The organism is Adlercreutzia equolifaciens, assembly GCF_029076695.1.
GTDB classification, from domain to species: domain Bacteria; phylum Actinomycetota; class Coriobacteriia; order Coriobacteriales; family Eggerthellaceae; genus Adlercreutzia; species Adlercreutzia equolifaciens_A.
On record NZ_JARFIK010000002.1, the window covers coordinates 519,410 to 531,012 of the forward strand.

The 11,603-nt window shown below is 62.1% G+C and carries 11 protein-coding genes; 10 read left to right on the forward strand and 1 reads right to left on the reverse strand.

The annotated features are described in order from the left end of the window. Positions 1-210: 210 nt before the first annotated feature. From PZH32_RS07965 to gatB, 9 genes are all read left to right on the forward strand, one after another. Entirely contained in the window at positions 211-1,392 is a 1,182-nt protein-coding gene (locus PZH32_RS07965; RefSeq protein WP_275207414.1) for an MFS transporter, read from the forward strand. Between the two features lie 11 nt (positions 1,393-1,403). After that, positions 1,404-1,784 (forward strand): fluoride efflux transporter CrcB, encoded by a 381-nt coding sequence (gene crcB / locus PZH32_RS07970; protein ID WP_275207415.1) that lies wholly within the window; start codon positions 1,404-1,406, stop codon positions 1,782-1,784. Positions 1,785-2,035: 251 nt separating this feature from the next. Beyond that, complete coding sequence (locus PZH32_RS07975; protein WP_343074530.1) at positions 2,036-2,788, forward strand: TIGR02452 family protein; 753 nt, start codon at positions 2,036-2,038, stop codon at positions 2,786-2,788. Beyond that, the gene (locus tag PZH32_RS07980) at positions 2,785-3,459 is read left to right on the forward strand and encodes a 7-cyano-7-deazaguanine synthase (RefSeq protein ID WP_275207418.1); all 675 of its coding nucleotides are present in this window, start codon (positions 2,785-2,787) and stop codon (positions 3,457-3,459) included. The genes PZH32_RS07975 and PZH32_RS07980 overlap by 4 nt, the downstream gene beginning before the upstream one ends. 251 nt (positions 3,460-3,710) lie before the next feature. Then, a complete protein-coding gene (locus tag PZH32_RS07985) occupies positions 3,711-5,231 on the forward strand; it encodes an APC family permease (RefSeq protein WP_275207419.1) in 1,521 nt (506 codons plus the stop codon). Between the two features lie 81 nt (positions 5,232-5,312). After that, positions 5,313-6,224 carry a proline iminopeptidase-family hydrolase gene (locus PZH32_RS07990; protein WP_275207420.1) on the forward strand — a complete coding sequence of 304 codons (912 nt, stop codon included), beginning with the start codon at positions 5,313-5,315 and terminating at the stop codon, positions 6,222-6,224. A 273-nt stretch (positions 6,225-6,497) separates the two neighbouring features. Further along, positions 6,498-6,809: an Asp-tRNA(Asn)/Glu-tRNA(Gln) amidotransferase subunit GatC gene (gene gatC, locus PZH32_RS07995; protein ID WP_275207421.1), complete on the forward strand. Its 312-nt coding sequence runs from the start codon at positions 6,498-6,500 to the stop codon at positions 6,807-6,809. Next, positions 6,809-8,302 carry an Asp-tRNA(Asn)/Glu-tRNA(Gln) amidotransferase subunit GatA gene (gene gatA, locus PZH32_RS08000; protein WP_275207422.1) on the forward strand — a complete coding sequence of 498 codons (1,494 nt, stop codon included), beginning with the start codon at positions 6,809-6,811 and terminating at the stop codon, positions 8,300-8,302. The genes gatC and gatA overlap by 1 nt, the downstream gene beginning before the upstream one ends. Continuing rightward, positions 8,303-9,883 (forward strand): Asp-tRNA(Asn)/Glu-tRNA(Gln) amidotransferase subunit GatB, encoded by a 1,581-nt coding sequence (gatB, locus tag PZH32_RS08005; protein WP_275207423.1) that lies wholly within the window; start codon positions 8,303-8,305, stop codon positions 9,881-9,883. Positions 9,884-9,973: 90 nt separating this feature from the next. On the opposite strand, the gene PZH32_RS08010 is transcribed toward gatB, so the two are convergent. Next, positions 9,974-10,645 (reverse strand): hypothetical protein, encoded by a 672-nt coding sequence (locus tag PZH32_RS08010; RefSeq protein ID WP_275207424.1) that lies wholly within the window; start codon positions 10,643-10,645, stop codon positions 9,974-9,976. A gap of 562 nt (positions 10,646-11,207) precedes the next feature. Here PZH32_RS08010 and PZH32_RS08015 point away from each other — a divergent pair. Next, complete coding sequence (locus tag PZH32_RS08015) at positions 11,208-11,519, forward strand: holotricin-3 (RefSeq protein ID WP_275207425.1); 312 nt, start codon at positions 11,208-11,210, stop codon at positions 11,517-11,519. Positions 11,520-11,603: the final 84 nt, after the last annotated feature.

The window sequence follows — 11,603 nt, forward strand, 5'->3', positions numbered from 1 at the left end:
CTGCAACAGGATAACGCACTCAGCGAAATATAGGGGGCAACTACTTTGACGGTAGATCTCGGAGGCCTCGCTTAGGCGGGCGCGATCGAGCAATCTTTGCGGCGCGTCTCTTCTAAAGCTTGTGAAAAAACAGGGGCCGTCAACGCTGAAATCTATAATAATGGGAATCGCCATACTGCTATTTATTTGAAGAGTGATTTCGGAGGAATCGTGGCTAACGGGAAAGACACCATTTGGAGTGTGCCCTTTGTGGTGCTCATGGCGGTGAACTTCTTTCAGTCCATGGCGGCGTTCATGGCCAATGCCACGCTGCCGGTGTTCGCCGATTCCCTGGGCGCCTCGGCCTCCATGGTGGGCGTGGTGGTCAGCACCTTCACACTTTCGGCGTTGCTGGTGCGTCCCTTTGCGGGGCCGGCGTTCGACAGCTTCTCGCGCAAGAAGCTGCTTTTGGGCGCTCAGGGCATTATCTGCCTGTCTTTGTTTCTCTATGGCGTGGTGGACGATTTGGGCGCGCTGTGCGCGGTGCGTTTGCTGCACGGCGTGGGCATTGGCTGCGGCGGTCCTCTGGCCATGTCGCTGGTGTCGGAATTCCTGCCGGCGAACAAGTTTGCCAGCGGTATTAGCATTTACGCGCTCGCTCAGTCCTTTGCCCAGGTCATCGGTCCTGCTACGGGGCTCTATCTCGTGAATTTCGTGGGTTTCTCGGCGGCGTATTTTCTGGCGGCCGCGCTGTTGTTGGTGGCCATGGGCGGTATCTTCCTCATTCGCGAGCCCTATCGCGAGCACCTGCCCTATCAGCTGAAGCTGTCGCGTATGTTCGCCCGTGAGGCCGTCAGCAAGGCCGCGGCCCTTATGCTGCTGGGAACCTCCTTTTCGTGCATGGCTTCCTATGTGGTGCTGTACGGCTACGAGCGAGGCGTGGCCGACATGGGCGTCTTCTTCATTGTGTATGCGCTGTGCCTGGTGGTAACGCGGCCGGTGTTCGGCACCATGGCCGATCGTGTGGGGACGCCGAAGGTGCTCGTGCTGGGCGTGGTGTGCTTTGCGGTATCTTACGGACTGCTGTCCCAAGCGCACGACTTGGGGGGCTTCTTGGCGGCGGCTGTCTTCGGCTCGGCGGGATTCGGCTGTTGCGCGCCGCTGCTCCAGTCCATGGGGCTCGCCTCGGTGTCGGTGGAGCATCGCGGCGCGGCCAGCAACACCATGTTCACGGGGCTTGATCTGGGCACGATGGCCGGTCCTCTGATAGGCGGCGCCGTCGTGGAGTCCCTGGCGCTTTCCCTGGGGTCGCAGGTGTCGGCTTACAGCTCGATGTGGCTCATCATGCTGGTGCCGGCCATGGGCACCCTGATTATTGCGCTGTTCTGGTGCTTTCGCCGCGCGAAGGGCTAGGGGGATCTGCCGTGGGTGTGCTTTGGGTTGGCCTGGGTGGATTCGTTGGCGCAGTGCTGCGCTACCTGGTAGGCCTGGCGTTGCCGGTGGGTGAGGGGACGTTCCCCGTGGCCACGTTTGCCGTGAACTTGGTGGGCTCGTTTGCCATCGGGTTCATAGTGGGGGCGGTGGAGGCGCGCCCCGGCGCCCTCTCCTCGGAGATGGTGCTGTTTTTGAAGACCGGTGTCTGTGGCGGGTTTACCACGTTCTCCACCTTTTCCCTGGAGACGCTTCAGCTTTTCGAGCGCGGCGCATGGGCGCTCGGCGGTGCCTATGCCGCGGCAAGTCTTGCGTGCTGCGTAGCAGGGGTGCTTTTGGGTCGCTGCGCGGCGTTGCGCCTGCTGGGGGAGTAGATTAAGATAGCGGCGGAAACTACGTGCCGAAGGAGGCTTTTATGGCGAATTACGAGGAGCGCGGCACTGGTCGCGACGGACGTGATCAGAGAGGCGGTCGCGAGGGCCGCGGTGGGCGCGGGGGTCGCGAAGAGCGACGCCCGAGCCGCGAGGAGCAGCGCGAGCAGCGCCGCGCCGAAGCGGTGCGTCACAACGGCCTGATGAAGGCCGCCTTTGCCGCCGAGACGGCGGAAACCGTCGAGCATGCGGTTATCTACGAGGAAGGGGAGGGCCGCGAGCTGCCCCTGCCTGAGCCTGTGGCCGAGGCTACGGAAACCCTAGTGGTCACCTCTTTTGCCCCTGAGGCGCTCTATCGCGACGGCAAGGGAAAGTGCGCGGTGGTAGACCCGGCCAACTTTACGCGCCCTGGTGGCGCCTACGAGGATGGCGCCTTTGGCCCCGAGCAAATTCTGTGCTCCGAGAGCAACCTGTATCCGGTGCTCCAAGGCGTCGCCGACGAGTACCATCGCAAGAACAAGGACTATCGTCGCGGCTCGCTGTTTACCGATCGCGCGCTGTGGCTGCCCGAGGTGCTGTTCTCGCGCTCGGGCGACGTGCGCCGCGCCGGCGTCATTGCCGTGGCCGAGCCCGTGCGGGCTTTCGCGCTGGAAAACCATCGTCCCGAGGCCGAGGTGGAGCGCGCCCTGCGCGACCGCATCGAGACGCTGCTGCGCATTGCTGCGGCCAACGAGGTGGAAACCCTGGTGGTGGGCGCGTTCGGCTGCGGGCGCAACGGTTACGAGCCCGATCAGGTCATCGCGTTGTTCCAGGCGTGGTTCGCCGAGCACCCGGGTGCGGTGCCACGCGTGGTGTTTGCCGTGCCCCGCGCCCAGTTTGACGCCTTCGATGACGCCTTCGGTCAGCCCAAGGTCGAGGAAGTGGTTGAGGTGGCCGAGGAAGAACCCGACGAGGAGCGCGAGGACTGGCGCGACATCGAACTGCCCGAGGGCATTACGCTGCGATGACCGATTTCGAGAATCGTCTTGCCCCGGATACCGATATCGTTGGGCCGGGGCAGCGCTCGGCGGTGGAGCCGCTTGAAGTGTTCCTGTCCCGCGAGCCTCGTTTCGCCGTGGCTTTTTCCGGAGGCTGCGACTCGTCGCTGCTGCTGGCGGCCGCGAAGCTGGCCGGCAACGAGGTGCACGCTTACCTGGTGAAGACGGCCTTCCAGCCGACATTCGAGCTGGAAGATGCCCGGCGCGTTGCGGACGCGCTGGGGGTGCCGCTTACGGTAATCGAGGCCGATGTGCTAGCCGAAGAGACCATTTGCGCGAATCCGCCCGACCGCTGTCGCTTGTGCAAGGCCTTCATCTTCCGTGCGATTCGTAAGGCGGCGACAGCTGACGGCTTTACTGTGCTGGTTGACGGCACCAATGCCACCGACGATCCCGAGCGGCGCCCGGGCTTTGCGGCCCTGGACGAGGCGGCCGTCGTCTCGCCTCTGCGCCGCGCCGGCATGAGCAAGGCTAACGTGCGCGCGGTGCTGACACATTTGGAGGAGTCGTTCGATCTGGCGCCGGGCGCCCTCCTGTCCGCTAAGCCCAGCTTTCCCTGTCTGGCGGTCTACGTGCCCGCTGGAGAGCGCATAACGCAGAAGGGACTCGACGAGGCGGCGCAGAGGCGGGGAGTGGCCTAGGGGGGCGCCTCTGGTGGAGCGGCGGTCGCAGGAGCTCGGCGACCGATGCCGCCCCGCGCTGCGCTGTCTTCCGTCCCCAGATTGTTCTCTTGGCTAGATAAATATATGCTTCCAACTCATTTTTCACTCGCAGAGTGTCAATAAGTAGTACTATGCGCGTATCTTCCGAAACGTGGGAGATGCGCTCAGTGATCAAAGACTCCTGATGATTCTGATCATTGAGCGGGGGAAAGAGAAGGAAGGACAACTTTATGGCTGGAAACAATTCTGGCGATAACCAACTGAAGCGGGGCGCCATTGGCGGCATCGCGCTGGTGTTTCTGGTTATCGCCGCGGCGGCGCCCCTGGGCGCCTCCGCAACCAACACCCCGCTGATCTTCATGTTGGGCAACGGCTCGGCTGCGGCTTTCGACTTCGTCATCATCGCCGTCCTGCTGCTTCTGTTCAGCGTGGGATTTACGGCAATGTCGACCCACATCACCAATGCTGGCGCTTTCTACGCCTATATTTCCATGGGCTTGGGAAAACGGTTCGGCACGGCCGCTGGCTTCGTGGCTGTGGCGGCTTATAACCTGCTGTCGGTCTATCTGGTTTCGGCCGGCGGCACGTTCGCGTCCTCCATTATCGAGATGGAGCTGGGAATTTCCATTCCCTGGTGGGTCATCTCACTGGTGTTCGCGGCTATTATCCTCACGTTCTCGTACTTCGGCATTGAGGGCGGCACCAAGTTCCTCATGGTGTGCCTTGTGTGCGAGGTGGCCATTCTGGCTATTGTCGACATCTCGGTGCTGGTACAGGACGGTCCGGGTGCCTACCCCCTCGACGTGTTCTCCATCGACATGCTGTTCAACGGCGGCGTGCCGGGCGGCATCGGCCTGGGCGTATGCTTTGCGTTCCTGTGCTTTATCGGCTTCGAGGCCACGGCTATCTTTGGCGAGGAAACGCGCAATCCTCGCAAGATCATCCCCCGTGCCACCTTCGCCGCCGTCATTGTCATCGGCTTGGTGTACTCGCTGAGCGCCTGGTCGATCACGGCGGCCTACAATGCCATGGGCACCGACGTGGTGACGGTTTCCCAGACCGCCTACGACTCCATGTACCATGACGTGGCGGTCATGTACTGCGGCGACATCATTGGCCACCTTTTCAACTGGTTCTTGCTCATCTCCAACTTCGCCTCTTGGATGGCGGCCCACGGCATGGCCTCCCGCTATCTGTTCTCGTTCAGTCGCGCCAACCTGTTGCCGAAGGCCATGGAGAAGACGAACAAGGCGAAGTCCCCCTTCGTGGCGTGCTGTGTGAACATGGTGCTCGGCTTGGGCATTTCCTTCGTGATGGCATTGTGCGGTCTTGACCCGTATTCCGAGGTGGGCGCTATCTGCTCCTCGATTGCCATCGTCGGCATCATGATGATCGAGCTTATCGTGTCCGTGGCCGTGATCGTGTTCATGCGCAAGCACAATAACGACGCCGGCTTTGGCCACAATGTGTTCCAGACCACCATTGCGCCCATCCTGGCGTTTATCGGCATGGCCTACGTGCTGTTCCTGGTGTTGAGCAACTTCAACCTGCTGACGGGCTACGAGGACCCCTTCATCAACACATTCATCGGCGGTCTGATGATCATTGTCGGTATCATTGGCTACATCATTGCCGTGGTCAAGGACAAGAAGGGCACGCTGGTCGATCCGGTGGATATCGACGTCGACGAAGAGATCACCGAGCAGGGGAAGGAGATTGGCCCCGGCGATTTCAACATCGGCATGGGCTAGTCCCTGCGCGACGGCAGGTGGATACCGTGGGAGGTCGCAGTGGGTCTCCCATGACGAGGATCTCCGAGAGAAAGGTTGAACATGGCTGAGGAACTGGTAATCAACGCCCCTATTGAGGAGCGCTATGTGGACTATAACGGCCACAAGACCTATGTGAAAATTGTCGGCGAACGCAAGGACAACGGCAAAAAGCCGCTGCTCGTGCTTCATGGCGGTCCCGGCGATTGCCATAACTACCTGCTCGATCTTGCTCGTATCGCCGATAAGTACGATCGCCAGGTGATTTTCTACGATCAGATCGGCTGCGGCAAGTCCATGGTAGAGAACATGGGCGAGGACTTTTACACCTATGATCTGTGGATCAACGAGTACTACGCGGTTTGCGAGGCGTTGGGCCTCGACGACTTCCATCTGTTCGGCAACTCCTGGGGCGGCATGCTGGGCATGCTCTGCATGATGAAGGACGACAAGGGCGTGAACTCCTTCGTTATCAACTCCTCTCCGGTGCTTATTCAGTCATGGCTCGACGCTGCCAACCACCTGATCACGTTCCTGCCGCTTGAGATGCAAAACGCGCTGGCCGAGGCGGAGCGGACGGGCAACTACGAGACCGTGCAGGCCAAGGCTGCGTTCGACGAGTACTACAAGCGCCACGTGTGCGGCATGTACGAGAAGGACTACCCCCAGCATCTGATTGATTCGTTCAGCGGGGTCGGCGAGTGCTACATGATCATGCAGGGCGCGTCCGAATTCGTGGTAACGGGCAAGATGCGCGATTGGGACATCCGCGAGGGCGTCAAGGAGATCAAAGTGCCCTGCATGGCGCTTTCGGGCACTGATGACGAGGGTACGCCCTGGGTTATCAAGGAGGGCGTCGATCTGATTCCCGGGTGCGAGTGGACGCTCATCCAGGGCGCCCCCCATATTTGCTCTATCACCCATCCCGATGAGACCTGCGAGGCGGTTGAGAACTTTATTGCTCGCTTTGAGTAACCGCCGTTCGCGCCAATGCTTGAAGGGCCGCACTTCGGTGTGGCCCTTTTTCGTGGCGGGAGCCGCGGACGCGCTGCGCTTCCGGCCTGTGGTCGACGGCGCGGGGGAGCCGCTGCTCGTCCCGTGTTAAAACCTCGCTTCCGCAGGCGACGGCGACGCCGATCGGGTTGGCTTTTGCTATCATGGAACGGTTAACTTTCCGACAGCGGAACGGTTCAGCTTGGCGGCTTCAGCGCCGCGGTTGAAACGTCCCGAGAGAAGGAGCCCGTTTCCATGACGCAGCATCTTTCCGAGGCCGATGTGCGCGGCATTGCCGAGTACACGCGCATAGGTCTCACGGCCGAGGAAGTGGTCACCATGACCGCCGACCTCAACGCCATTATCGACAGTCTGGCGCCCATCACCGAGTTCGACCTCGACGGCGTCGAGCCCACCTTCCATCCCATCGGCGACTTGTCCAACGTCATGCGCGAGGACAAGATTCGCGGCAGCTTCACCCAGGAAGTAGCGCTGGAGAACGCCCCCAAGCAAGAGGACGGCAGCTTCCTCATCCCGTCCATCCTGGGCGAGGGGGGTGACCGCTAATGGCACGCACCTTCGGAGAAATGAGCATCCGCGAGATCCAGAGCGGCCTGGCGGCCAAGGAGTTCTCGGCGGTCGATGTGGCCCGCGGCACCTTCGAGCGCATTGCCACGGCTGATGAGACGGTGCACTCGTTTCTGGAAACCACCCAGGAGCTGGCCTTGGATGCGGCGGCTCGCATCGACAAGGCCATTGCCGAGGATCGTTTGACCGAGATGGGCCCGCTTGCTGGCATTCCGGTGGGCTACAAGGACAACATGAACCTCACGGGCACCCACACCACGTGCTCGTCGAACATGCTGCGCAACTACGTGTCGCCCTATACCGCCACCTGCGTGGAGAACACCCTGCGCGCCGGCGCTTTGCCCATCGGCAAGCTGAACATGGACGAGTTCGCCTTCGGCAGCTCCACCGAGACGAGCGCCTTCGGCCCCACCCGCAATCCGTGGGACGTGGAGCGCGTGCCCGGCGGCTCTTCGGGCGGTTCCGCGGCGGCCGTGGCAGCGGGTCTCGTGCCCGTTACTCTAGGCTCCGACACCGGCGGCTCCATTCGCCAGCCCGGCAGCTTCTGCGGTTTGGTGGCCGTGAAGCCCACCTACGGCGTGGTGTCTCGCTACGGCGTGGTGGCTTTCGGCAGCTCGCTGGACCAGGTGGGTCCTTTCGCCCGTACGGTGGAGGATGCGGCGCTCACGTTGAATGCGCTGTCCGGCCGCGACGAGCTGGACTGCACGAGCCAGCCCTGCGATGTGGACTTCACCGCTAACCTGGCCGAGGGCGCGGCTGGCATGAAGATCGGCATTGTGCCGGCATTCATGGAAGCCGAAGGTCTGACCGCCGAGGTGAAGGCCAAGGTGGCCGAGGCCGCCGACCAGCTGCGCAAGCTGGGAGCCGAAATTGTGGAAGTGGAGCTGCCCCACGCCCAGGCAGCCATGAGCGCCTACTACGTGCTGGGCCCCTGCGAGGCCTTCAGCAACCTGGCCCGCTTCGATTCCGTGCGCTACGGCTATTGCGATCCGGGCCACAAGGATCTGGGCAGCCAGTACGAGGCCAGCCGCCACGAGGGCTTCGGTCCCGAGGCGCGCCGCCGCATCATGCTGGGCAGCTATCTGCTGTCTGCGGGCGTGTACGACAAGTACTACTACCCGGCTCAGCAGGTGCGCACCCTCATCACCCAGGATTACACGCGCGCCTTCGAGTCGGTGGACTGCATCCTGACGCCCGTGGCGCCGCGCACCGCCTTCAAGTTCGGCGAGATCGGCGACCCCACGGAAATGTACCTGTCGGACATGTTCACCATCTCCATCAACATTGCGGGTAATGGCGGCATGTCGCTGCCCGTGGGCCTGGGGGCCGACACGGGGCTGCCGGTGGGCGTGCAGCTTATCGCCCCGGCGTTCAAGGACAAGAACATGCTGCGTGCGGCCGCGGCTCTGGAGACCGTGTACGGCGCGGCGCCCGTTGCCCCTGGCTTCGCCGACGGAAAGGCGGGTGCCTAAATGAAAACGCTGGAAGAAGTATTCGAAACCTGGGAGGCCGTCATCGGCCTGGAAATCCACGCGGAGCTGACCACCCTGGAAACCAAGATGTTCTGCGGCTGCAAGCTGGAGTTCGGCGCCGATCCGAACACCCACACCTGCCCGGTGTGCCTGGGGCTGCCCGGCGCGCTGCCCGTGCCCAACCGCGCGGCCATCGAGTCCATTGTGCTGGCCGGCCTGGCCACCAACTGCGATATCGAGAAGCACTCCATGTTCTACCGCAAGAACTACATGTATCCCGATATGGCGAAGAACTTCCAAACCACTCAGGGTCCCATCGCCTTCTGCATGCGCGGCCATCTGGACCTGGACGTTGACGGCCGCGGGGCCAACGAGCGCTACCGCCTGGATGCGCTCAAGCCCGGCGATACAGACGGCAACATCACCCGTACCGAGGACGGTTACGTAGCCCATGTGGGCATTACGCGCATCCACATGGAAGAGGATGCGGGCAAGATGATCCATCTGGGCGGCGGCGAGGGGCGCATTGCTGGCGCCACCCAGTCCCTGGTGGACTACAACCGCGCCGGTACGCCGCTGATCGAGCTGGTCACCGAGCCGGATCTGCGCACGCCGGAGGAGGCGCGCCTGTTCATGCAGAAGCTGCGCCAGATCTACCTGGCCATCGGCATTTCCGACTGCTCCATGGAGGAGGGCTCCTTGCGCTGCGATGGCAACGTGTCGCTGCGTCGTCGCGGTTCCACGGGCCTGGGCACGAAGACCGAGCTCAAGAACATGAACTCCTTCAAGAACCTCCACGACGGTCTGGCCTACGAGATCTGCCGTCAGGCCGAGGTGCTGGAAGAGGGCGGTACCATCTATCAGGAAACCCGTCACTGGGATCCGTCGGCCAAGCGCACTATCGTCATGCGCGTGAAGGAGACGGCCGACGACTACCGTCTGTTCCCCGAGCCCGACCTGGCGCCCTACGATCTGTCCGACGAGTTCATCGAAGGCGTGCGCGCCAAGCTGCCCGAGCTGCCCGATCAGAAGGCGGCCCGCTACAGCGCCGATTTCGGGCTTTCGGCCTACGACGCACGTCACTTGGTGGACCACCGTGCCACGGCCGACTTCTTCGACGAGTGCATGGCTTTGGCCGCCGCCGAGGCCGACGGGTCGAAGTTCGCCAAGCCGTTGGCCAACCTCATCATCAACGACGTGACGGCCTATCTGAACGCCCACGAGGGCGACGCGCTGTCTGACACGCCGCTGACGGCCGCCCGCGCGCTGGCTCTGGTGAAGCTGCTTACCGCCGATACCATTTCGTCGAAGCAGGCGAAGGAGGTATTCGCCGCCATCATGGACGAGGACAAGGATCCCGACGCCATTGTGGAGGATCGCGGCATGAAGCAGGTGTCCGACACCGGCGCCATTGAGGCCGTGGTGGATCAAGTTATCGCCGCCAACCCCGACGAGGTAGCCCGCTACCGCGACGGCAACGACAAGCTCATCGGTTTCTTCGTGGGCCAGTGCATGAAGGCCATGCGCGGCCAGGGCAATCCCAAGATCATCAACGAACTTCTGGCGAAGAAGCTGGGGTAGGGAAGCGTTAATCCGCTGATTGCTTTGGGGCGGTTTCGCGGCGACGGCTGCGAAACCGCCTTTTCTTATGGGGATAAGTGGCGCTGTGACCTACAGAGCGTCGGGAATGGAGCGCAGGCCGTTTTTGGGCTCGGGGGCCAAGGGGAACCAATACTTCCAAGTTTGGTAGCGCTGGGCGTGATCGCCGCTGACCGTGCGCGCGTCTTTGAAGGCGTCCTTGGGGATGATGGTGTGCAGTGCGCGACCGCTGTGGGTGTCGATATGCACGTCACCTGCGGCCAGGGCATCTTCAACGAAGTGCAGGCAGTTGTAGGTGAAAAGATCGTAGGTGCCCGGCTGCTTTGCCTTGGCGTCGGCAAAGGCGCGGATGGGCTCGTAGGTGCCTTGGGGCATGGCCAGGGCCAACGCCGCGTCCACGTGCTCGTTCCAGTAGTTGCCCGGCTGTCCGTGCTGAATCCAGCCCGAGGCCTTCTGGATGGCGGAGAACGGCACGGGCTTTTCCAGCTGCGCCATAAGGGCCGGCGCTTTCACGGCGTTGCCCTGACGATAGAACGAGTAGGTTTCCAGCGGGCCGCCCACGGGGCCCAGGGCTAAAATGGCGTGGCCTTCGTCAAAAGCCGCCTCCAGATTGAAAAGCACGTAGGCGGTATACCAGTGATCGGGGATGATGGCCCAATCGCTGACGGGAATGGCCTCGGCCCGCTGGTCTTGATGCGCATGCTCCAGGGTGATGCGCGTGTCTTCTTCTGCGAACCGATTCATGGTGTCCCTCCGTTTTGGTTGATGTGTGGCGCTGGGCCGCGGTGATGGCGCGCCGGCGCCTTCCATTGTAGGGGGAGGGGACCAAACTCCTGGATTCTGACGCGAACTGAAGCCAAGTTGCCAAAAACGGCTGCTTTGGTTCCCCTGAATCTTGAGATTGATTGTTCCGAGCTGGGAAAACGTCAAAGCGCGGTACCAGACCGCCTTCTTTTGGCAGCCTCGAGGGTACCAAACCAGCCGATCCTGGAACCTTTGCAGTGATTCTGCCAGCTTCGGGAACCAAAGCTCCTACATTTAGCAAGGGGACCGAACGGGGAGAGGGACGAGGACGAAGACGAGAGTCGACTATGTCGTCCCGTCGCAGCCGAGGGGGTGCCAAACCGGCCGCTCTTGGAATCTCGCGGGACGTGGAGGCTCCCGTGACGTATGCGTTACAGGCCTGGGGTCCTTCAGGGGGTCGTGCAAGGTCGTGCTAGAATGCCAAACAAAAGCAAGAAGATCATCTTTCTAAAGACGAGCAGCGGTTTCTGCGAAAGCCTGCTGTGCAAGGAGGCACACCCCTATGGGCATCTTCAAAGACGAAAACGGACGCAGTTATGGCGACTGGAGCCATCGCGGTCAAGGGCGTACGCGCGAGAACGCCAATCAAATTGCCACTCACGACGACGAGGGTCCGAAGTGGTACAACCAAACCTTCTGGATCATCTTCTTCCTAGTGGTCATTTGGCCGGTGGGCTTGGTGCTCATGTGGCGCAGCGCCTGCACGTGGAAAACGCCGGTGAAGGTAATTGTCACCATTGTGCTGGCCTTTGTCGTCATCCTGTCTTACCAGATGAGCCAGGCGGTACTGGCTGCTCAAGGGACAATCAGCTAGCAAAAGAGACTACGTGCTGGCGGCAGGGACTGCTGGCAGCACCGAGCGCGTCGGGTGCGCGGAGCAGGGAGGGAGTTTCCGCAC

What these genes read in the sequence shown, in the direction of transcription:
- gatA (WP_275207422.1), top strand. Translation starts at nt 6,809, where the DNA reads ATGGCACGCACCTTCGGAGAAATGAGCATCCGCGAGATCCAGAGCGGC.
- gatB (WP_275207423.1), top strand. Translation starts at nt 8,303, where the DNA reads ATGAAAACGCTGGAAGAAGTATTCGAAACCTGGGAGGCCGTCATCGGC.
- PZH32_RS07980 (WP_275207418.1), top strand. Translation starts at nt 2,785, where the DNA reads ATGACCGATTTCGAGAATCGTCTTGCCCCGGATACCGATATCGTTGGG.
- PZH32_RS08010 (WP_275207424.1), bottom strand. Translation starts at nt 10,645, where the DNA reads ATGAATCGGTTCGCAGAAGAAGACACGCGCATCACCCTGGAGCATGCG.
- PZH32_RS08015 (WP_275207425.1), top strand. Translation starts at nt 11,208, where the DNA reads ATGGGCATCTTCAAAGACGAAAACGGACGCAGTTATGGCGACTGGAGC.
- gatC (WP_275207421.1), top strand. Translation starts at nt 6,498, where the DNA reads ATGACGCAGCATCTTTCCGAGGCCGATGTGCGCGGCATTGCCGAGTAC.
- PZH32_RS07990 (WP_275207420.1), top strand. Translation starts at nt 5,313, where the DNA reads ATGGCTGAGGAACTGGTAATCAACGCCCCTATTGAGGAGCGCTATGTG.
- PZH32_RS07985 (WP_275207419.1), top strand. Translation starts at nt 3,711, where the DNA reads ATGGCTGGAAACAATTCTGGCGATAACCAACTGAAGCGGGGCGCCATT.